The following is a 19550-nucleotide window of genomic DNA, read 5'->3' as shown; positions in this document are numbered from 1 at the left end:
GCGGATGAAGACCGACGACGCGGTCGGCGCACCGCGAGCGCCGTCGTCGGCGTCGGCGGTGCGCCGGCCTCACTCCGTACGCGAGGGGCGTCAGCGTGACGGGTCGCGGTTGAACAGCTTCTTCGACCAGAGGTAGCCGACCAGCGCGATGCCGACGCACCAGGCGACGGCGACGATCCCGTCGTTGCCGATGGGGGAGCCCAGCAGCAGGCCGCGCAGCGCGTTGATGACCGGCGTGAAGGGCTGGTACTCGGCGAACCAGCGCAGCCCGGCCGGCATCGAGTCGGTGGGCACGAACCCGCTGCCGAGGAACGGCAGGAGCATCAGGGGCATGGGCGCGTTGCTCGCGGACTCGACGGTCTTGCTGACCAGGCCGAGCCCGACCGACAGCCAGGTGAGCGCCAGGACGAGCAGCGTGAGCAGGCCGGCCGCGGCGAGCCACTCCATGGGGCTCGCGGTGGGGCGGAACCCGATCGCCAGCGCGACGGCCACGACGAGCGCCATGCTGAGCAGGTTCTGGATCACGCTGCCGACGACGTGCCCGGTCAGCACCGAGGCGCGGGAGATCGCCATGGTGCGGAACCGGGCGACGATCCCCTCGGTCATGTCCATCGCCACCGACACCGCCGTCGCGGTGGCGGCGCCCGCGATGGTCATCAGGATGATGCCGGGCGTCACGTAGTTGACGTACGCGTGCCGGCCGCCCGCCGCGCCGCCGAGCCCGTTGCCCATCGTGCCGCCGAAGACGTAGACGAATATCAGCAGGAAGACCACCGGCATCCCGGCGATCATCAGCGTCATCGACGGGTAGCGCAGCATGTGCCGGAGGCTGCGGCGCAGCATCGTCGCCGAGTCACGCGCGGAGAGGGTCAGGGCGCTCATCGAACGGGCTCCTTCTCGGGTTGGCCGGTGAGGGTCAGGAAGACGTCGTCGAGGTCGGGGGTGTGGACCGACATCTCCTCGACCTCGATCGACTGGTCGTCGAGCCGGGCGAGCAGGGTCCGGATCGACCGGACGCCGCCGTCGCTCGGCACGCGAAGGGCGAGCCCCTCCTCGTCGGTGGACACCTCACCGAGCACGTGTGTGGCCGACCGCAGCGCGTCGGCGTCGGCGAACCGCAGACGGATGTGGCCGCCGGGGATGCGGCGCTTGAGCTCGTCGGCCGTGCCCTCGGCGATGAACCGCCCGTGGTCGAGCAGGGCGATCCGGTCGGCGAGCTCGTCGGCCTCTTCCAAATACTGAGTGGTGAGGAAGATGGTGACGCCGCCCGCGACGAGGTCACGGATGATCTGCCACATGGTGCGACGGCTGCGCGGGTCCAGGCCGGTGGTCGGCTCGTCGAGGTAGATGATGCGCGGGTCGCCGACCAGGGTCATCGCCAGGTCGAGCCGGCGTTGCATGCCCCCGGAGTAGGTGGCGGCGGTCTTGCCCGCCGCGTCGGTCAGGTCGAACCGTTCGAGCAGCTCGGCGGCGCGGCGGCGGCCCTCCGCGCGCCTCAGGTGGTGCAGGTCCGCCATCAGCAGGAGGTTCTCCTCGCCGGTGAGGAGCCTGTCGACGGCGGAGTACTGGCCGGTGACGCCGATCGCCGCGCGTACGGCGTCGGGCTCGCGGGCCAGATCGTGACCGGCGACGCGCACCTCGCCGCCGTCGGCGCCGATGAGCGTGGACAGGATCTGCACCATGGTGGTCTTGCCGGCGCCGTTGGGTCCGAGCAGCGAGAAGATCGTTCCCTCGGCGACCTCCAGGTCGACGCCGTCGAGCACGACGTTGTCGCCGTACGACTTGCGCAGCCCGGTCGCCATGATCGCTGGGGCGGTGGTCATGGTTCCTCTTTTCGGTTGTGGTGGTTCAGGGGCGGCGGATGACGATGTCGCCGTAGCCGGTGCGCGCGTACACCTCGACGGTGTCGTTGGACTCGCCGGGGCCGTCGCCGGCCTCCAGCTCGCTGCGGACGGTGCCGAACTTCGAGCTGACGTCGAGCCAGGCGGCCGTGCCCTCGCGGACTCCGAGCTCCAGCTCTCCGAAGCTGGTCTCCAGCACGACCGCGCCGTGGACGACCTCGTCGACCCGGACGCTGCCGTACGCGGTCTTGGCGTTGACGGAGCCCAGGGCCCGGTGGACGTTGATGTCGCCGTTGGCCGTGTTCAGCCGCGCGTCGGCGGTGACCGCGCCGATGGTGATGTCGCCGTTGGCGGTCTTGACCACCGCCGCGCCGTCGATCTCGCCGATCCAGATCTTGCCGGTGGAGGTGCTCACGTCGGTGTACCCGTCCGTCCGGGCGACCGAGACGTCTCCGGCGGCGGTGCGCAGCTTCAACGCGCCGGTGTGGTCGAGGCGGACGGAGCCGGTGGCGGTGTCGAAGCTGGCGTCGCCGAGGCGGCCCTGGCTGCGATAGTTCGCCCAGCCCTTGGCGTCGACGCGTGAGCCGGCCGGCAGCTCGATCGTCACGTCGAGCGACGGCGGGCGGCCGATGAGCGAGCGAAGCTTGTTCTTGGGCCCTCTCACGGAGAGCTGGCCGCCCGCGTACTCGACCTGGGTCTGTTCGGCGGCGGTGACGTCGCCCTCCCTGGTCGGGTCGCTCGGGCGTACGTCGACGACCGTGTCGGCGCGGTCACCGGCGTTGATCTGCACCCGGCCCGCCGTGATGTCGATGACCGCGGTGATGGGCTCGGGAGTGTCGTATTTCGGCATGGCGGTGCCCTCTCGGTGGCTTCGGCCGGTGTTTCAGGGATGGGAGGAAGGCGGGTCGCGTCAGCGAACCCAGCCGGTGTAGCGCTGCCCGAGCTGCGTGCCGCTTCGGCCGCCGCTCGGACCGCTGCCCGGGCCGCCGCCCTGGTCGCCGAGTTCGAGGGCGACGGTCACGGCGCGGACGAGCCAGGCGTTGACCGACAGCCCCATGCGGTTCGCGGCCTCGTCGATGCGCGGCTTGAGGTGTTCGGGGAGACGCAGGGTGATGCGTGACGTGCCGCCGCTCTCCTCGGGCTCGGACGAGGCGGGCGGCCGCACGCCCATCGTGACCTCGATCGCGCCGGCGATCGCGTTCCGCAGAGCGCCATGTGACGTCTCGTCTGACGTCACTTCGGTCGGCGGTGGCGTCACGACGAAGTCAGGGTCGCGTCCACGCAGGCGAACCTCGACCGAACCCGGTGCCAGGTCGGTGGTGATCTCGTCCGCGGCGGCCGAGAGAGCCTCGAGCATGGCGAGCCGGGCCGCCGACTCGAGCGCCGTCCCGAGCCGTTCGGCCATGGCGCGAACGTCATCGCCTCCGGCTTCGGCGGCGACCGCGAGCTCCCGGCGAAGGTTGGTGATGTACGGGGTGAGGTCCATGACGCCATACTGACATCATCATGACGTCACCGCAAGCATCGAAGCCTGCGGATGTGACGTCATGCCTTCCGAAGCACAGCGGAAGGTCCCTCTAGTCCAGCGGCTCCGGCTGCAGGCGAGTGGAGTCCCGGGGGCGACGAGGACGAGCTGATGGACCGCGCTCCGCCGAGCTCAGCGGACGGCGACGCGCAGTTCTGGATCCCCGACCCCGGGGACGTGTCCGAGGACGGCGCCCGTAGCTCGTTCGGCAGGGCGGCCGCGACGAGGCGTGGAAGGTCATCGAGGCCGCGCTTCCGTTCCGGGGGCCGAGTCCCCGTACCTGCCCTGCTCACTGGCCCGGCGTTCCGCGAGGTGACCACCCCGCCGGGCCCGGGCCGTCGGCTCGGCGGCGCGGGTCGTGTGTAGCGTCCGGTCAGTCGTCCTCGTCGGCGGCGCTCTCCAGCTCGTGGGCCTGCGAGGCGAGGACCTCGCGCCGCCGGCGCATCCTCAGTACGCGCTCGTTGGCCGACACGTGCTCGTACGGCTCGGCGGCCACGACCGGGACGCCCCTCTCACCGGCGGCGGCCGCCAGCGTCTCGCCCACCTGGGGCAACGCGCACAGCGCGAGCGCGGAGAACAGGCCGGTCGTCGACTGCTTGTTCCGCTGGATCCGCCCGCGGTGCACGATCTCGCAGGCGACGAGTCGCGGCGCGTCGTCGTCCTCCGCCGCCGCCTCGATCTGCTTCTCGAGGTCGACCGTCATGGCGAGCAGGACCTGGAGGATCTTGGTGACGGCCCACTTGCGGCCCGGAACCGGTGGCAGGCGGGTGCGCAGGTCGTCGATCGCGAAGTCCCAGACGGCGCCGACGGCGAGGTCCGTGAGGGGGCGGGTACGGACCTCGGTGACCCGGCCCCACTCGACCGTGTCGCCGTCGAACCCGATCTCGTCGGGCCCGATCGCGATGGCGCCCAACCTGTCGAGCGGGGCGAGGAGCCGGCCGGTCAGCCGGGGCGCCTTCGGGTGCGCGGCGACGATCCCGCCGATGGACAGCTTCCACGCCTCGGTCAGCGGCAGCGCGGGCGGCCGGACGGCCTGCAGCTGGTTCAGGACCCAGTCGTCGGCCTGCCGCGCGGTCGCCACGGCGCCGCGTCCGGCGGCGCTGAGCGCCTCTTTGTCCAGACTCGCGGCCTTCTCCCGGCCCACGTTCGTCGCCTTGTCCAGGCCCGCGCCGGCCGCGCGCCTGACGTCGCCCACCCGATCCTTCAGACCCATGCCTGTGCCGTTCCGTACGCGATCATCCCGGATGCATCATGCCGTACGCGTTCGCGCGTCCACCCGGCCCCCGGCTGGCGCCCGGGCGGTCGCGGCCTGAAGACTGTCCTGTCCTGGGACAAGTCCGTCCGAGTGACAGGAGCGTGACCGTGCCACCAGCACGTACGAGTAGCCGGGTCTGGATCCGGATGAGTGCGCGTCCGATCGATGAGCCCCACCGGGTCTCGAGCCCCCTGGAGCTTCTGTTCGACCTCACCTTCGTGGTGGCGGTCGCGGCGCTCACCGACCAGCTCGCGCACGGCGTCGAAGGCGGTCACGGCCTGACCAGGCTCGTCCCGTTCCTTCAGGTCTTCTTCGCGATCTGGTGGGCGTGGATGAACTTCACCTGGTTCGCGTCGTCGTACGACACCGACGACGTCGCGTACCGGCTGCTGACCATGGTGCAGATGGCCGGAGTGCTCGTCCTCGCCGCGGGGGTGCCGGCCGCGTTCGACCACTCCGACTACCGTGCCGTCACGCTCGGTTACTTCGTCATGCGGGTCGGGCTCGTCGCCCAGTGGCTGCGGGCCGGCGCCGAGGACCCGTCGAGCCGTCGCACCGCGCTGCGGTACGCCGCCGGCATCGCCCTCGTGCAGGTGGGCTGGGTGCTCCGCCTCTTCTTCGGGGACGCCTCGTCCGTCCGGCTTCCACTGTTCGCCTGCCTGGTCGTGCTGGAGCTGATGGTGCCCCGGTGGGCGGAGCGGGTCAGGTCCACCAACTGGCACCCGCACCACATCGCCGAGCGCTACGGGCTGTTCGTGATCATTCTGCTCGGCGAGAGCGTCCTCGCCGTGGCCCGGGGCGTGGAGGGCGCGCTGCGGGGCACCGCCATCAGTGGTCCCTTCCTCACCATCGCCTTCTCCGGCCTCGTCCTGCTGTTCGCCCTGTGGTGGATCTACTTCCTCGCCCCGGCCGGCGAAGGCCTCCGCGACCGGCGCGACCGGTCGTACCTGTGGGGCTACGGCCACTACGCCATCTTCGCGAGTCTCGGGGCCCTCGGCGCCGGGCTCGAAGTGGCCGTCGGGCAGACCGGGCACGAGCTCGAACCGTCGCCCACGGTCATCTGTTACGCCGTCGCGATCCCCGTCGCCGTCTTCCTGACCCTGCTCCGGCTGGTGCAGGCGCCCATCGCCTCGGAGGGGGCGATGCACCCCGGTGGGGTGGCGGTCGGCGTCGTCGCCGTCGCGCTCCTGCCGCTGGCGGCCCCGGCGATGGGCGTGGCCGCCGTGGTCGCGGCCGTCGCCGGCGTCTGCGTCCTGCTGGTCGCCGTCACCATCGCGGCCGGGCGGGACCGGCCGGCGGCGTAGGGCGCCCGATGCGGTCACGGGGTGTCGTCGGGCTCGACGGCCCAGCGGTGTTCGACGTTCGTGAGACGCCAGTACGCGATCGCGACGGCCCAGACGACGACGAACAGGCCGACGATGACGAAGCCGACGTTGTCCAGGTCCAGCCCGGCGACCCAGTTGGTCACCGGGCTGTCCAGGCCCGCGTCGTCGTGCAGCAGGCCGACGATCTCGACGGTGCCGATGACGAACGCGACGGCGACCGACAGGCCGGTGATGGTGAGGTTGTAGTAGACCTTGCGGACCGGGTTGGCGAAGGCCCAGTGGTAGGCGAAGTTCATGAACGTGCCGTCGAGGGTGTCGAACAGGCTCATCCCGGCGGCGAACAGCACGGGCAGGATGAGGATCGCGTACCAGGGCAGGCCGCTGGCCGCGCCGCTGCCGGCCAGCACGAGCACGGTGATCTCGGTGGCCGTGTCGAAACCGACGCCGAACAGCAGGCCGATCGGAAACATCTGCCACGGGTGGGTGATGGCGCGCAACAGCCGGCCGAGGAAGCGGTTGAACAGGCCGCGCTGGTCCAGCTCGGCCTGCAGGGCGCGTTCGTCGAAGTGACCTTGGCGCATCGTCCGCCAGACCCGGAGGATGCCCAGCAGGGCGAGCAGGTTGAGGAACGCGATCAGGTAGAGGAAGCCGCCGGAGACGCTGGTGCCGATCAGGCCGAGCGTCTGGTGGGTTCCCGAGCCCTGGTCCATGACGGTGCCGGCGATGTGCGTGCCCAGCGAGATGAGCGCGGTCAGCAGGACGACGACGCTGGAGTGACCGAGCGCGAACCAGAACCCCACCGAGACCGGACGCTTGCCGTCGGCCATCAGCTTGCGGGTGGTGTTGTCGATCGCGGCGATGTGGTCGGCGTCGAAGGCGTGCCGCATGCCCAGCGTGTAGGCGGTGACGCCGAGCCCGACGCCGAACACCTTGGTGCCGACGGCGTAGTGCTGCGGCGCGACCAGCAGGATCAGCACACCCCACGCGGCGATGTGCACCGCGACGATGACGCCGAGCAGCGCGGCGAGACGCGTCCAGTCCCGCCGTTCGAGCGCGGACCGGACGGAGAACGAACGTGGGCTCATGGGGGAGATCGCCTTCCAGCACCTCGTGGACGACTGCGTCGGTGCCGTGGCCGGTCTCCTGGCTGACGGGTCTCGCACCGCCCGCCTTCCCAGGCCCCGAGGGGCCCAGTGGCGTGCATGGGCGGTGCACCCGATCACAGTGGCGAGGGCCGCGCCGGTCCTTCACCGGCTTCCCGAACACCACGGCGCTCACAACGTACGACGGAAGCGCGAAGCCTGCAAGGCTGATTGATCATGCAGATGTCGCGCCCGCACGCGTGAGGCGCGGGAAGATGGGATCATGCATCTCGTACCCGCCGACCGGGCCGGGCGCCGCATCATCGACGATCACCGGGTGTGCGACGCGATCGCGGCGGTCGGAGACTCGGGCGACGTCGCGCGGTGGGCCGGTCGCTTCGCGGTGCTGTCCGATCCGAACCGGCTCGCCCTCCTCCTGGCGATCCACGCCGCCGCACCGATCAGCGTGACCGACCTGTCCGTGGCCACCGGCATGAACGACGCCGCCGTCTCCCAGGCGCTACGCCTCCTGCGCACCGGCGGCCTGGTGACCGGCGAACGCACCGGACGCGTCATCCGCTACCGGCTCGCCGACCCGGTCATCCACTCCCTGCTCCACCTCGTGCGACCTCCGCACGAGGCTCCGTGACGCCGGAGGCCGCGGGCCGCTCGTGCCGGCGGGCGGCCCACCAGGCGAGCACCGCCAGGACGCAGAACCCGGCCGCGGCCGCGCAGGCGCCGCCCCAGCCCCAGCGGCCGTACGCCGCCGTGCCCGTCGTCGTGCCGAGTGCTCCGCCGACGAAGTAGACGGTCATGTACACGGTGGTGATCCGGGACCGGGCCCCGTCCACCAGGTCGTAGAGCACCGCCTGGTTGGTCACGTGCACGGCCTGGCTGCAGGCGTCCATGAGCAGTGCCCCGACGACCAGCCAGACCAGCCCGTACGTGCCGGCGGCGAGGACGCCGAAGGAGGCCAGCATCAGGACGAGGGCGGCTCCGGTGACCTGCCACGCGAGGTTCCGGTGCCGGTCCAGCAACCGTCCGCCGACGAGCACACAGCTCGCGCCCGCCGCGCCGACCAGCGCGAACAGCCCGATCTCGGTCTGCGTGTAACCGAACGACCGGCCCGACAGCAGGAACGTCACCGTCGTCCAGAAGCAGCTGAACGCCGCGAACTGGGCCGCGCCGACCAGCGACCGCCGCCGCAGCACCGGCTCGCTCCGCGCCAGCCGTACGACGGCGCGCATCTGCGCGAGATAACCGATCCCGACCTCGCGGGCCTCGGCCGGCAGCACGCGGCCCACCACGATCGCGGTGACGGCCATCAGCCCGGCCGCGACGGCATAGACACCGCGCCACCCGGCGAGACCGGCCACGACGCCGGCGAACGTACGGGAGAGCAGGATGCCGAGGAGCAGGGCGCCCATGAGCGTGCCGATGATTCCGGCGCGCTGGTGGGGAGCGGCGAGCGTGGCGGCGTACGGGATGAGCATCTGCACCACGACCGAGGAGAGGCCGATGACCACGGCCAGCACGCTCAGCAGGGCCAGTCCGGGTGCGACGGCGGTGGCCGCGAGCGCCACCGCGTCGATCGTCAGCAGCGTGGTGAGCAGGGGCCGGCGGGCGATGATGTCGCCGAGCGGCACGACCAGCAGCAGCCCGGCGGCGTACCCGAGCTGTGTCGCGGTGACGAGCGCGCCGGCCGAGGAGTCGGCCGTCCCCAGGTCGTGGGCGATGCCGTGGACCAGCGGCTGCGCGTAGTAGATGTTCGCGATCGTGACGCCGCAGGTCAGCGCCAGCAGCCGGACCAACGCCCGTGACAGCGCCATGACCACTCCCGAGGCTCGGAATCCCGGCCTCGCACCCTAGCCCCCTAGACTGAGCCTCCGTCCGCGGCGTCTGGGGGAAGTCTTGACCAGCAGGTTCACCGAGTTGGTCGTCGACTGCCACGATCCGGAGCGGCTCGCGGCCTTCTGGTGCGCGGTCCTGGACTTCACGGTGATCGACCGGAGCGAGGGCAAGGTCGAGATCGGCTCCTGGGAGCCGACCGTCGAGGAGGTCCGGGCCCGCCAGATGCCGCCCACCCTGGTGTTCATCCGGGTGCCCGAGGGCAAGACGGTGAAGAACCGGCTTCACCTCGACGTCAGCCCGATCGACGGCGGTACCGACGATGAAGTGACCAGGTTGCTCGGCCTCGGCGCCGTCAAGGTGGACGTGGGCCAGGGCCCCGACCGGAGCTGGGTGGTCATGGCCGACCCCGAGGGCAACGAGTTCGACGTCCTGCGCACTCTGGCGCCGCCGACGACCTGATCGGCCCCAAGGGTCAGTGGGGAAAACCGTACCGGCCGTGCAGCCGGACGAAGCAGGCCGGGATCAGGGTGCTCCGGCGCTCCAGTCCGGTCGCCGTACGCTCGAACAGCACCACGTCCTCCCGCCCGCCCGGTCCGATGGGCTGCACGAGCCGGCCGCCGGGCCGGAGCTGTTCGGCCAGCGGCGCGGGCACTTCGGGGTAGGCGGCGGACACGATGACGGCGTCGTACGGCGCGTGCTCCGGTACACCGCCGCTGCCGTCGCCGACGCGCGGCTCGACGTTGGCGACGCCCAGCCGGGCGAGGTTCCGCCGGGCCCGCCGGGCCAGGTCGGGTCGGTACTCGACGCTCACCACGTCCCCGGCGAGGCGTGCCAGCAGCGCGGTCTGGAAGCCGAGGCCGGTGCCGATCTCCAGCACGTGCTCGCGCCCGTCGAGGCGGAGCCCCTCGATCATCCGTGCCGACAGCGACGGCTGCGTCGTGACCTGCCCGTGACCGATCGGGATGGGCACGTCGTCATAGGCGCGCCCGACCTGGTCGGCGGGCACGAACGCGGCGCGTGGCGTCGTCCGGAGGGCCTCGATCACCCGCTCGTCGCGGATCCCCGCCGCCCGCACGGCCCGGACGAGATCCTCGGGACGCGCGGTCACCCCATCCTTCGGGCGCCGATCGGCGTCACGGGTCCCGGACGATCATCCGCTGGTTGATCTTGCAACGGGTATGTCTCCACTTGCAGATCACGTTCTGCGTGGCGGCCTGCCCACCGACGTTCTGGTTGAACACGTGCTGGTTTCCGTTGACGAACGAGGGGCTGTTGACGGACAGGTCGTTCTTGTTGAACTTGCCGTTCCCGACGCCGCTGACGTGGCCGCCGTTCCACTGGCCGTGACCGGATCCCCCTCCGGTGGGCGTCATGGCCGCGTTCGCTCCGGTCAGCGGTGCCAAGGCCACTACCGTGACCGTAGCCGCCCCGGCCAATGCGCCCCGGGCCGTCCGGACGAGCCGTCCCGGAGTGTGGTGGTGGGCCATGTGATGCTGATACCCGGCGCCCGTACGGTGATCACCGGCGCGGGTGATACAGGGCGTCGATGATTACTCGCTCTTTGCCCCAGAACGTCAGCCGTGGCCGGCGTCTTGCGTGCGGAGCGCGCCGAGGATCGTCTGATGGGTGATCCAGCCGACGATGGCGGTTCTGTCGTCGGCCAGCACGGGGACGCCCGTGCCCTGTGTGGTGACGAGTACGTGCAGGGCGTCGGCGAGGGCGTCGTGGGCGATGACGGGCGTGGGCAGCTCGGCGAGCTCGCCGATCGTGGCCGGCCGGCCGTCGCCGTCGGTGAGCGCCTCCGCGGCGGCGCGGGCGGTGACCGTGCCGCGGTATCGGCCGTCGGACGCGGTCACGGGCAGGACGCCGTGGTCGGAGGTGACCAGCAGGCGGGCCGCCTCTTCCAGCGCGGTGGTGTCGGGAAGCGACGGGGGAACCGGTTCCATCACCTCGCCGACCGGCGTGGTGGCCAGCGGGTTCACCGGCTCATGGGCATCGAGGTCGACGCCCCGGCGCCGGAGCTTGAGCGTGTAGATCGTGTCGCCGGACAGCACGCGGCTCACGACGGTCGCCAGGACGATGGCGAGCATGAGCGGCAGGATGATCGAGTACTCACCGGTGAGCTCGAACATGATGATCACCGCGGTGATCGGCGCACGGGCCGCTCCGGCGAACACCGCGCCCATGCCGACCAGCCCGTACGCCCCGGGGGAGGTGGCCAGGCCCGGAGCCAGATGGTGCGCGACGATGCCGTACGCGCTCCCGGCCATGGCGCCCATGAACAGGCTGGGCGCGAAGACGCCTCCCGAACCACCGATGCCGATGGTGAGGCTCGTCGCGAGGGCCTTGCCGGCGAGCAGAAGGAGCAGGAAGCCGATGAGGTACCGGCCGCCGATGGCGTTCTCCAGGACGGGGTAGCCGACGCCGTACATCTGGGGCAGCGCGAGAAGCAGTCCGCCGAGGACGAGGCCGCCGGCGGCCGGGCGGAGCCATTCGGGGCCGCGCCAGGCCCAGTCGCACAGGTCCTCGACGAGGTAGAGAACGCGCGTGAACCCCACACCGGCCGCTCCGGCGAGCACTCCCAGACCGGCGTACAGCAGGTACTCGGCCGGGTGGCTCACGTGGAAGGCGGGCAGCTGCAGGAACGCGGTGTCCCCGAGCGCGGCGCGGCCGACGACGCTGGCGGTCACGCTCGCCAGCACGACCGCGCCGAAGGACTCCGCGGTGAAGTCGCGCAGGATCAGCTCCATCGCGAAGAACACACCGGCCAGAGGCGCGTTGAACGTTGCCGCGATCCCGCCGGCCGCACCGCAGGCGACCAGGATCCGGAGCCGGTTCTCGGTCAGCCGCAGGGCCTGGCCGATGCTGGAGCCGAGCGCGGAGCCGATCTGCACGATCGGGCCCTCCCGGCCGACCGAGCCACCCGATCCGATGCACAGCGCGGAGGCCAGGGACTTGACCACCGCGACCCGTGGGGCGATCCGTCCGCCGCGCTGGGCCACCGCGAACATGACCTCGGGAACCCCGTGGCCCCGCGCCTCGCGCGCGAACCGCTGCACCAGCGGCCCGTACAGCAATCCGCCGACGACCGGGGCCAGCAGGACGAACCAGGGCCCCAGCCAGGGCAGACGTGGGTTGGACGCGTGTCCCGCCGCCGAGTAGTCGGCGTGTCCGGAGAACAGGTGGGTGAAGGTGACGATCAGCCAGCGGAACGCGATCGCGCCGAGTCCGGCGCCCGCGCCGACCACCAGTGCCGTCACCAGCACCCCGGACGGAGCCTCCCGCAGGCTCGTGGCGACGGCCGCGAGACCCCTCCGCGCGCGGATCGGCCCGTGTCCTTCGTCGGCGGAGGAGGCGGGAGGACATGCGGAGGTGCGGAGTTCTTTGCCGGGGGACATAATTGCATTATGCAACGTTGCCCGTAGTGACGCGAACCACCTTCAGGGCGGAGTCAGGTCAGCGTCTCGCAGAGGTTCTCCACCGTGGCGTGCACGTCGCTGAAGATCCGGGTGCCGTCGGTGTGCCCGACGACCGTGAACCGCCCGTGCAGGATGTACCAGCCCGGCGGGAAGCCGGGACTCGCGACGCGGACGGGGATGCTTCCCCCGCCGTCGAAGTGGTACTCCCTGCCGCCGTCCTCGAGATAACGGATGAGGGCATGACCGGACACGTCTCGTACGACGGAACGGCCTGTGCTCGCGTTGGTGAAGCGGATCACGAGGGGTCCCCGGGCCTCTTCGACCTCGACCGAGCCGTCCGGGTAGGTGGAGAGGGTCCGTGCCTCGGTCGTGTCCCGGACGATGTCGCCCTTCATGGTGAAGGAACAGACTCCGGAGGTCACGAACGGCTCGGTCGGAGCGGGGTGCCAGTCGCCCTTCCCGGCGGCGCCTGCGGCCGGGGCGAGCAGGCCCACCGCCGATGCCGCGACCGCGACAATGGTGAACGTACGGCGCATTGCCATCCTTTCGTCGACAAGTGAACGCATCATCGGGAGGAAGCGCCTTCACGTGCGAGGGTTTCGGTGTAGAGCGAAAGGCCGAGAAATGCTCCGAATTCGTTTCACGGCGGAAGACCTTCTGCGGGTGCGCATCGCCTCCGCCCCGGCCCCGCTGATGGAGCTGGGCATGGCCATCGCCACGCTCCGGCGCGACGACGCCGTGTTCAGGCGTTGGGCGCGCCGGATCCGGCTGCCTCGCAGCGCTCGGCCGCTCTTCGAACTGATCCCGCCCACCGCCGGCGGGCCCGTTTTCCTCGACCCGGTGAGCGAGGATTTCGATGACGGCTTGGACAGAGTGCTGTCCACCCCCCGCGACGACGTGAGCGCGGAACTCGCCCGGGGCTGTCGGCCCACGCCCTGGACGAAGGGGTTGATCGACGGCGAACGCGACGCCTGGCAAACCTTGGAGCGCGCGCTTCGCGGCGCGTACGACGGCCTCATCGAAGCGGAGTGGACCCGGGTCCGCGCGAGCTTCCATGCCGACGTCGCATGGCGGCAGATGTTGTTGTCCCAGGAAGGGCTGCGCGCGGCCCTCGTCAGCATCTGTCCCGGCTCCAGATGGGACGGCGCCACGCTGGAGATGAACGTGCCGTGGGAAGGCGAACGGCTGCTGGAAGGACGCGGCCTCACCCTGCTGCCGTCCCCGTTCTGGACGGGCGGGCCGCGGACCAGCGTTCATCCGGACGGGTCGATGCTGTTGGTCTATCCGGCGCTCACTCCGATGCCGCTGATCGAACCAGAGGACGGCGACACCCTGGGCGCGCTGGTCGGCCAAACCCGCGCGGACGTCCTGCGCGTACTGACCGCGCCACGGACGACCACCGAGCTCGCCGGAACTCTGGGGATCAGCGGGGCGTCGGCGTCCGAACATGCCCGGACCCTGCGCCGCGGCGGGCTGGTCGTCACACGGCGCACCGGCAGGGCGGTCACGCATCTGATCACGCCGCTCGGCCTGCGCCTGCTCAACGCGGAGTAAGCGGGGGCTCCGCTCAGGAGTCGCCCTGCGCCGGGGTGACCGGTGCCTGCAGTAGCCCGGCGATCGCGTCGATCAGTCCAGTGGCCGCGTCGTGCCAGCTGGCGCGGGCGGTGGGTCGTCCGTCGGCCAAGGCGCGCTCACGCTCGGCGGTCACGTGCATCATCAGCTGGCGGATCATCTCGTCGCGCTCGGCGCGTACCTCGGGCGGCAACTCGGGCAGGCACCGCTTCAGCCCCTCCACGGCCCGGTTCAGCGACGGCGACGCGAGCGACTCGGCGGTCATGATGTCGCGCAGCTCCGGATCGGTCATCACCTGCGCGGCGAAGCGGGCGAACCAGCTGGGGCTCTCCAGCGTGGCCAGGTGCTCGGCGTTCGGGCGTACGAGGCAGGCGATCCAGTCGCGAGGATCCGTGGAGTCGGCGGCCTCGGCCACCATCCGTACGCGGATCTGCTCGATCTCATCGCTGTGCCGGCGCACGATCGCGCGGACCAGGTCGGTCTTGGTGCCGAAGTGGTAGTTGACGGCGGCGTTGTTGCCCTGGCCGGCGGCCTCGCTGATCTGGCGGTTGGACACGGCGAACACCCCGTGCTCGGCGAACAGCCGCTCGGCCGCGGTCAGGATCGCCTCTCGCGTCGCCTGTACTCGCTCGGCGCGTGCCGTTCCGCCTGCCATGTCCGTCTCCTCACCGTCGCACCGGCAGCCCGTGCGGCCCTCCGGTGGCCCGTCCTTCGCCTCGGCCGCGGCTTCTCCGCCGAGGGCGGCGGGTCCGAGGGAGCGTAGCCGGTCGGGAGACACGCCGAGCACCTGCCCGAGGCGGGGGAGCGTCCGCGCTTCCTGTCCTGCCCGGCGCCGACCTGCTGTTTCCAGTGAAGCTCTTCCGCTATGCTAAGTCAATCAGTTGATTTAAATCGAGCGCGCCGGACACGCTCCCGACGGAGGTTCCGCATCTCGTGAGCCGAGCGATCGACGGGACTTCCGCCGCACCGGCACCCCTGGACATACGTACGGAGGCTCGACCCATGTCCCATGCCCAACCCCCCGCGCCGGGGGCGTCCGCGCCGCCGCGGGCGAACGTCGTCGTGGCGGTCCTCGCCTTCGGCGGGATCGTGGTCTCGCTGATGCAGACCCTCGTGATCCCGATCGTTCCGGAGCTTCCGCGTCTGCTGCACGCCACCGCCTCGAACGCCGCCTGGGCCGTGACCGCGACGCTGCTGGCCGCGGCCGTCGCCACGCCGGTGATGGGACGCCTCGGCGACATGTACGGCAAGCGCCTCATGTTGCTGTTCAGCCTCGTCATGCTGGTGGTCGGGTCGGTCGTGTGCGGGCTGAGCGACTCCCTGGTCCCGATGATCGTGGGGCGGGTCCTCCAGGGGTTGGCGTCCGGCGTCATCCCGCTGGGCATCAGCATCATGCGCGACGAGGTTCCCGCCGAGCGGCTCGCCGGCGCCACCGCGCTGATGAGCGCCTCTCTGGGCATCGGTGGAGCGCTCGGTCTGCCCGCCGCCGCGCTCATCGCCGACCATTACGACTGGCATGTGCTGTTCTGGGTCTCCGCCGGGCTCGGCGTCCTCGTCACCCTGCTCGTGCTCGGGCTGGTGCACGAGTCGGCGGTACGCAGCGGCGGGCGTTTCGACCTGCTCGGCGCCATCGGCATGGCGGCCGGCCTGGTCTGCCTGCTGCTGGGGATCTCCAAGGGCGCCGACTGGGGATGGACCAGCGGGACGATCCTCGGGCTGTTCGCCGCGGCCGTCGTCATCCTGCTGCTGTGGGGATGGTTCGAGCTGCGCACCCGGCAGCCGCTGGTGGACCTGCGCACCACCGCCCGCCGTCAGGTGCTGTTCACCAACCTCGCCTCGGTGGCCACCGGCTTCGCGATGTTCGGAACGTCCCTGATCCTGCCGCAGATCCTCGAACTGCCCAAGGCCACCGGGTACGGACTGGGCCAGTCCGTGCTGCACGCCGGTCTGGTGCTGGCGCCGACGGGCCTGGTCATGATGGCCATGGCTCCGCTGTCCGCCCTCATCACCAAGAGGATGGGCCCGAAGGTGACCCTGATGGTCGGCGTCCTGATCGTGGGCGTCGGCTACGGACTGAGCATCGTGCTGCTGCACGCCGTCTGGGAACTGATCCTGACCTCCTGCGTCATCGGCGCCGGCATCGGCTTCGCCTACGGCGCGATGCCCGCGCTCATCATGGGCGCCGTACCCGCGTCCGAGACGGCCGCCGCCAACAGCCTCAACACCCTGATGCGGTCCCTCGGCACGTCGGTCTCCAGTGCCGTCGCCGGTGCCGTACTGGCCAAGATGACCACCACCTTCGGCAACGTCGCGCTGCCCTCCCTGGACGGCTTCCGCGTCGTGATGGCGGTCGCCGGCGGCGCCGCCGTGCTCGCCTTCCTGCTCGCTCTGTTCCTGCCCGGCCGCCGGCCGGCCGCCGCCAGGCTCGCGGCGCCCGTGCCGACACCCGAACCCGCCGGCGTGCCCGCGCCGCGCACGCCCGCCTTCTCCCAGTCCGGCCCCCACGCGAATGGCGCGCCTTCCCGGCATGCCGCGCCCGCGCCCGCCTTCGCCGGAACCGTTCCGGGCGACGGGGCGAGCGGCGGGATCCTGGTGAGCGGGCGCGTCCACAGCCCGAACAACGTGCCCGTGACCGGGGCCGCGGTGACGCTGATCTCGCTGGAGGGACAGCAGCTCGGCCGGTCGCTGGCGCAGGGCGACGGCTCGTACGGCATCGGCGTGCCCCGCGCGGGTTCGTACTTCCTGATCGCCTCGGCGGCGGGCCACCAGCCCCACGCCTCGACGATCGTCGTCGGTGACACGCCTTTGCCGTACGACATCCTGCTCGGGAGCGGCAGCGGCCTGGCCGGTACGGTACGGGCCGCGGACAGCGGAGCACCGGTCGCCGGAGCGGTCATCGTCGCGACCGACGTCCACGGTGACGTCCTGACCACCGGGCAGACCGACGCGCTGGGCGAGTTCACCCTCGGCGACCTGGCGCCGGGGACGGTCACCCTCGCGGTCAACTCGCCCAAGCACCGGCCGTTGGCCCTGCCCGTCGAGATCGAGAGCGGCGAGACCGCTCGCGTCGACGTCCGGCTCCAGCCGGGTGCGCAGGTGCGGGGCACGATCCGCGGGGGAGGCGCACCGCTCAGGGACGCGCGCGTGACGATGGTCGACGCCGCCGGCAACGTGGTCGCCACCACCACGACCGGCCTCGACGGTGAGTACGCCTTCGCGGACCTGGACGGCGGCGTCTACACGGTCGTCGCGACCGGCTACCGGCCGCAGTCCGCCGAGGTGGTCGTGACCGGCGGCGACGTCGACGGCCACGACCTCGAACTCGCCCCAGGCGACGAGTAGCGGCCCCGCGGGCGCCCCGACGTGGGGCGCCCTCCTCGCCGGGGGCGCGCCGCTCGCGTCCCCGGCCGTACGGAAGAGAAGAGAAACGCCATGCCACTCAGCGCGCGAGTTCGCGCCCGCAACGGCTGGGCCGTGCCCAACGCGGTGCTCACGGTGACCGACATGACCGGCGCGCAGATCATGCGTGCGGAGGCCGACACCGAGGGCGCCGTCGCCGACGACGCGCCCCTGGCCCCGGGCCGCTACACCGTCATCGTCACCGCCCCCGGGTACACGCCCGCCGCGTCGACCGCGCTCGTCACCACGAGCGGCCGCGCCGAACTCGGCCAGATCGTGCTCGGCCGCCAGGGCGGCGCCGAGCTGCCCCCACCGGGCCCGTGGACCATCGACCCGGCGCACTCGTCCGTGGCGGCGGTGGCCCAGCACCTGGGCCTGTCCAGCGTGCGCGGCCACTTCACCGACTTCGGCGGGCGCATCGAGGTGGCCCCGGACGCCGACAAGTCCCGGGTCGAGGCGGTGATCCGCACCGCCTCGATCGACACCCGCAACGGCATGCGCGACGACCACCTCAGGTCGGGCGACTTCCTGGCCGCCGAGCAGTACCCGGAGATCACCTACCGCTCGACCGGCCTGACGCCCGCCGGTCCCGACCGCTGGACCGTCCACGGCGAACTCGGCCTGCGCGGCGTCACCCGCCTCGTCGACCTGGACCTCGTCTACCTCGGCACCGGCCCCGACCCCTGGGGCGGCGTCCGCGCCGCCTTCCGCGCCACGACCGAGCTGCGCCGCGAAGACTTCGCGATCAACTACAACCAGGTCCTCCAGACCGGGATGGCGATGGTCGGCACCACGCTGAAGGTGGAACTCGACATCCAGGCGGTGCAGGGGGAGACCCTGCCGGCGGCGTGAACGCCGGGGCTCATCCCGCCCGGCCCCGGTGACGCCGCGCCAGGACCACCGGCAACGGCACGAGGATGACGGTGCTCGAGACCCAGAACGACCCGAAGAGCCCGGGCGCCAACCGGATGACGAGGCCGAGGGTGAGGAAGGCCGTCGGGGCGGCGCCGCCTGGCACGTGGAGCGTCCCGTAGGCAGTCGTGCCTTCTACGACGAAGGACACCTGCTCGTCGCGTGCGGGCAACCAGGTCGCGGAGTCGTGGTGGCCGTCGGCGGTGAACCCGGCCGCCAGGGTGGCGCTGGCGGCGGAGACGCGACCGTGACGGCGGCGGTGGAGGCCGCCGCCGCGAGTGCGAACGCGACTCTGGCGATTATCGGCTCGTGGCCTGTTCGACCAAGGCCACGGCCGCGCGAGGGTCGTCGACTTCGACTACCAGGCGGGTATAACGTTCGTCGGTCAGCTCCACGACCACGGCCTTGAGCGCGTCATGTACCGCCCAGAAGACCTTTTCGCCGTCCCGGTGGAAAGTGCCCGCCGTGATCACCCCGGGCACGTGCGTGCCCGACGCCCGAATCCCCTTCGGCTCACCCAAGATCCCTGGGTCCACCGTGGCGCCCCGCACGTGCGCGAGTGGAATGGTCAGCTTGCTCTTCAAAGCCCACAACTTGTCCATTCCCTCCATTTCCACAATCAGGTCCCGACCTTGCACACTGATGACTGCCATATCAGATCTCCTTACTAGGCAACGTTTCCTGCACATCATTGGCTCTGGGGACGTCACGGTCGGACGCGGTCTCCAGGTGGCGCGCGACATCTGGCCGTCGGCGCAGCCACTGCCCCAGAAGCGCCGCGGTGGCGCGTGGATCACCTGTCGCTTCGTCGAGTTCGGCGAAGACCGACGACACCAGGTCGGCGACCTCCAGATCGTCGGGCGCCCGATCGACCGCGGCGACCAACAGCAGGTCCCATACCGGCACGTGTTCCGACTGGGCCACGTGAGCCAACTGCGGACGGACGTCGCGATCGATGTGATGACGCAACGCCGCCAGATACAGCCCGCGTTTACTGCCGAACACGCCGTAGAGGCTGTTGCGGTGCACTCCGAGTCGAGTGACCAGGTCGTCGATCGAGACACCGTCGTAGGCGCGGCGGGCGAACAGATCCGCCGCCGCCCCCACGGCCTCGTCCACATCGAAAGACCTTCGTCGTCCCATACGACGACTCTAGGGTTTTGAGGAACGATCAGTCAAGAACGAGTGTTCCTAAAAAACGCGACGCGCCACAGGTGCTGGACCGGCACCCACGAGGGCATGGCGACGGCAGCAACCCGACACCGCACGGTGACCTGGAGCAACGCGGCGCCGCGTATGCGCTGGCGGTCGCCCCCGCGAGCACCACGTGAGCTGTCCGAAGAGGATGTTCGCATCGCGGGTCGTCAAC

The 19550-nt window shown here is 71.2% G+C and carries 21 protein-coding genes and 1 riboswitch; of the genes, 7 read left to right on the top strand and 14 right to left on the bottom strand.

The window, feature by feature from the left end:
• Positions 1-90 precede the first annotated feature (90 nt).
• The 5 genes from QSK37_RS42695 to QSK37_RS42675 all read right to left on the bottom strand — a co-directional run bounded on the left by QSK37_RS42695 (position 91) and on the right by QSK37_RS42675 (position 4579).
• The gene (locus QSK37_RS42695) at positions 91-882 is read right to left on the bottom strand and encodes an ABC transporter permease (RefSeq protein ID WP_285633075.1); all 792 of its coding nucleotides are present in this window, start codon (positions 880-882) and stop codon (positions 91-93) included.
• The gene (locus QSK37_RS42690) at positions 879-1823 is read right to left on the bottom strand and encodes an ATP-binding cassette domain-containing protein (RefSeq protein WP_285633072.1); all 945 of its coding nucleotides are present in this window, start codon (positions 1821-1823) and stop codon (positions 879-881) included. Before QSK37_RS42690 ends, QSK37_RS42695 begins: the two co-directional genes overlap by 4 nt.
• Before the next feature lie 25 nt (positions 1824-1848).
• Positions 1849-2691 carry a DUF4097 family beta strand repeat-containing protein gene (locus tag QSK37_RS42685; protein WP_285633069.1) on the bottom strand — a complete coding sequence of 281 codons (843 nt, stop codon included), beginning with the start codon at positions 2689-2691 and terminating at the stop codon, positions 1849-1851.
• Positions 2692-2751: 60 nt separating this feature from the next.
• A complete protein-coding gene (locus QSK37_RS42680; protein ID WP_285633066.1) occupies positions 2752-3327 on the bottom strand; it encodes a hypothetical protein in 576 nt (191 codons plus the stop codon).
• Between the two features lie 412 nt (positions 3328-3739).
• The gene (locus QSK37_RS42675; RefSeq protein WP_285633064.1) at positions 3740-4579 is read right to left on the bottom strand and encodes a hypothetical protein; all 840 of its coding nucleotides are present in this window, start codon (positions 4577-4579) and stop codon (positions 3740-3742) included.
• Positions 4580-4767: 188 nt separating this feature from the next.
• Here QSK37_RS42675 and QSK37_RS42670 point away from each other — a divergent pair, with 188 nt between their 5' ends.
• Positions 4768-5925: a low temperature requirement protein A gene (locus QSK37_RS42670; RefSeq protein WP_285633061.1), complete on the top strand. Its 1158-nt coding sequence runs from the start codon at positions 4768-4770 to the stop codon at positions 5923-5925.
• 14 nt (positions 5926-5939) lie between these two features.
• Here QSK37_RS42670 and nicT read toward each other — a convergent pair whose 3' ends face one another.
• Positions 5940-7031: a Nickel transporter NicT gene (gene nicT / locus QSK37_RS42665; protein WP_285633058.1), complete on the bottom strand. Its 1092-nt coding sequence runs from the start codon at positions 7029-7031 to the stop codon at positions 5940-5942.
• Between the two features lie 31 nt (positions 7032-7062).
• A riboswitch (cobalamin riboswitch) is annotated at positions 7063-7231 on the bottom strand.
• An 80-nt stretch (positions 7232-7311) separates the two neighbouring features.
• On the opposite strand from nicT, the gene QSK37_RS42660 reads away from it, so the two are divergent.
• On the top strand, positions 7312-7677 hold the full coding sequence (locus QSK37_RS42660) for an ArsR/SmtB family transcription factor (protein WP_285575294.1): 366 nt from the start codon (positions 7312-7314) through the stop codon (positions 7675-7677).
• Here QSK37_RS42660 and QSK37_RS42655 read toward each other — a convergent pair.
• Complete coding sequence (locus QSK37_RS42655; protein ID WP_285633055.1) at positions 7628-8857, bottom strand: MFS transporter; 1230 nt, start codon at positions 8855-8857, stop codon at positions 7628-7630. The two genes, QSK37_RS42660 and QSK37_RS42655, sit on opposite strands and share 50 nt — an antisense overlap.
• A gap of 82 nt (positions 8858-8939) precedes the next feature.
• On the opposite strand from QSK37_RS42655, the gene QSK37_RS42650 reads away from it, so the two are divergent.
• Complete coding sequence (locus QSK37_RS42650) at positions 8940-9338, top strand: VOC family protein (RefSeq protein WP_285633052.1); 399 nt, start codon at positions 8940-8942, stop codon at positions 9336-9338.
• A gap of 13 nt (positions 9339-9351) precedes the next feature.
• Here the strand turns inward: QSK37_RS42650 and QSK37_RS42645 are convergent, their stop codons facing one another.
• The 4 genes from QSK37_RS42645 to QSK37_RS42630 all read right to left on the bottom strand — a co-directional run bounded on the left by QSK37_RS42645 (position 9352) and on the right by QSK37_RS42630 (position 12834).
• Entirely contained in the window at positions 9352-9987 is a 636-nt protein-coding gene (locus QSK37_RS42645; protein WP_285633049.1) for a protein-L-isoaspartate(D-aspartate) O-methyltransferase, read from the bottom strand.
• A 25-nt stretch (positions 9988-10012) separates the two neighbouring features.
• The gene (locus tag QSK37_RS42640; protein WP_285633046.1) at positions 10013-10288 is read right to left on the bottom strand and encodes a hypothetical protein; all 276 of its coding nucleotides are present in this window, start codon (positions 10286-10288) and stop codon (positions 10013-10015) included.
• A 165-nt stretch (positions 10289-10453) separates the two neighbouring features.
• Positions 10454-12277, bottom strand: coding sequence for a chloride channel protein (locus QSK37_RS42635; RefSeq protein ID WP_285633044.1), 1824 nt, complete (start codon positions 12275-12277; stop codon positions 10454-10456).
• A gap of 53 nt (positions 12278-12330) precedes the next feature.
• Positions 12331-12834 (bottom strand): hypothetical protein, encoded by a 504-nt coding sequence (locus tag QSK37_RS42630; protein WP_285633042.1) that lies wholly within the window; start codon positions 12832-12834, stop codon positions 12331-12333.
• Between QSK37_RS42630 and QSK37_RS42625 the strand changes: the two genes are divergently transcribed.
• A complete protein-coding gene (locus QSK37_RS42625) occupies positions 12818-13852 on the top strand; it encodes an ArsR/SmtB family transcription factor (protein ID WP_285633040.1) in 1035 nt (344 codons plus the stop codon). The genes QSK37_RS42630 and QSK37_RS42625 overlap by 17 nt on opposite strands.
• A 13-nt stretch (positions 13853-13865) precedes the next feature.
• Here the strand turns inward: QSK37_RS42625 and QSK37_RS42620 are convergent, their stop codons facing one another.
• Positions 13866-14525, bottom strand: a complete 660-nt coding sequence (locus QSK37_RS42620; RefSeq protein ID WP_285633037.1) for a TetR/AcrR family transcriptional regulator — start codon at positions 14523-14525, stop codon at positions 13866-13868.
• Positions 14526-14872: 347 nt separating this feature from the next.
• Between QSK37_RS42620 and QSK37_RS51935 the strand changes: the two genes are divergently transcribed.
• The 3 genes from QSK37_RS51935 (at position 14873) to QSK37_RS42600 (ending at position 18432) form a co-directional block, all read left to right on the top strand.
• A complete protein-coding gene (locus QSK37_RS51935; RefSeq protein WP_432705654.1) occupies positions 14873-17212 on the top strand; it encodes an MFS transporter in 2340 nt (779 codons plus the stop codon).
• A gap of 90 nt (positions 17213-17302) precedes the next feature.
• On the top strand, positions 17303-18121 hold the full coding sequence (locus QSK37_RS42605; RefSeq protein ID WP_285633035.1) for a YceI family protein: 819 nt from the start codon (positions 17303-17305) through the stop codon (positions 18119-18121).
• 188 nt (positions 18122-18309) lie between these two features.
• Positions 18310-18432 (top strand): hypothetical protein, encoded by a 123-nt coding sequence (locus tag QSK37_RS42600; protein ID WP_285633033.1) that lies wholly within the window; start codon positions 18310-18312, stop codon positions 18430-18432.
• Positions 18433-18480: 48 nt separating this feature from the next.
• Here QSK37_RS42600 and QSK37_RS42595 read toward each other — a convergent pair whose 3' ends face one another.
• Together QSK37_RS42595 and QSK37_RS42590 are read right to left on the bottom strand one after the other, a co-directional pair.
• Positions 18481-18834: a hypothetical protein gene (locus tag QSK37_RS42595; RefSeq protein ID WP_285633031.1), complete on the bottom strand. Its 354-nt coding sequence runs from the start codon at positions 18832-18834 to the stop codon at positions 18481-18483.
• Position 18835: 1 nt separating this feature from the next.
• A complete protein-coding gene (locus QSK37_RS42590; RefSeq protein ID WP_285633029.1) occupies positions 18836-19300 on the bottom strand; it encodes a TetR/AcrR family transcriptional regulator in 465 nt (154 codons plus the stop codon).
• Between the last annotated feature and the right edge of the window lie 250 nt (positions 19301-19550).

The sequence above is a fragment of the Actinoallomurus iriomotensis genome, from assembly GCF_030269445.1.
In the GTDB taxonomy this organism is placed as follows: domain Bacteria; phylum Actinomycetota; class Actinomycetes; order Streptosporangiales; family Streptosporangiaceae; genus Actinoallomurus; species Actinoallomurus iriomotensis.
This window is presented reverse-complemented; position numbering and strand designations above follow the sequence as displayed.

Coding starts and splice junctions, on each gene's coding strand:
- QSK37_RS42695 (WP_285633075.1), bottom strand. CDS start 882: ATGAGCGCCCTGACCCTCTCCGCGCGTGACTCGGCGACGATGCTGCGC.
- QSK37_RS42690 (WP_285633072.1), bottom strand. CDS start 1,823: ATGACCACCGCCCCAGCGATCATGGCGACCGGGCTGCGCAAGTCGTAC.
- QSK37_RS42685 (WP_285633069.1), bottom strand. CDS start 2,691: ATGCCGAAATACGACACTCCCGAGCCCATCACCGCGGTCATCGACATC.
- QSK37_RS42680 (WP_285633066.1), bottom strand. CDS start 3,327: ATGGACCTCACCCCGTACATCACCAACCTTCGCCGGGAGCTCGCGGTC.
- QSK37_RS42675 (WP_285633064.1), bottom strand. CDS start 4,579: ATGGGTCTGAAGGATCGGGTGGGCGACGTCAGGCGCGCGGCCGGCGCG.
- QSK37_RS42670 (WP_285633061.1), top strand. CDS start 4,768: ATGAGTGCGCGTCCGATCGATGAGCCCCACCGGGTCTCGAGCCCCCTG.
- nicT (WP_285633058.1), bottom strand. CDS start 7,031: ATGAGCCCACGTTCGTTCTCCGTCCGGTCCGCGCTCGAACGGCGGGAC.
- QSK37_RS42660 (WP_285575294.1), top strand. CDS start 7,312: ATGCATCTCGTACCCGCCGACCGGGCCGGGCGCCGCATCATCGACGAT.
- QSK37_RS42655 (WP_285633055.1), bottom strand. CDS start 8,857: ATGGCGCTGTCACGGGCGTTGGTCCGGCTGCTGGCGCTGACCTGCGGC.
- QSK37_RS42635 (WP_285633044.1), bottom strand. CDS start 12,277: ATGTCCCCCGGCAAAGAACTCCGCACCTCCGCATGTCCTCCCGCCTCC.
- QSK37_RS42630 (WP_285633042.1), bottom strand. CDS start 12,834: ATGCGCCGTACGTTCACCATTGTCGCGGTCGCGGCATCGGCGGTGGGC.
- QSK37_RS42620 (WP_285633037.1), bottom strand. CDS start 14,525: ATGGCAGGCGGAACGGCACGCGCCGAGCGAGTACAGGCGACGCGAGAG.
- QSK37_RS51935 (WP_432705654.1), top strand. CDS start 14,873: ATGTCCCATGCCCAACCCCCCGCGCCGGGGGCGTCCGCGCCGCCGCGG.
- QSK37_RS42605 (WP_285633035.1), top strand. CDS start 17,303: ATGCCACTCAGCGCGCGAGTTCGCGCCCGCAACGGCTGGGCCGTGCCC.
- QSK37_RS42595 (WP_285633031.1), bottom strand. CDS start 18,834: ATGGCAGTCATCAGTGTGCAAGGTCGGGACCTGATTGTGGAAATGGAG.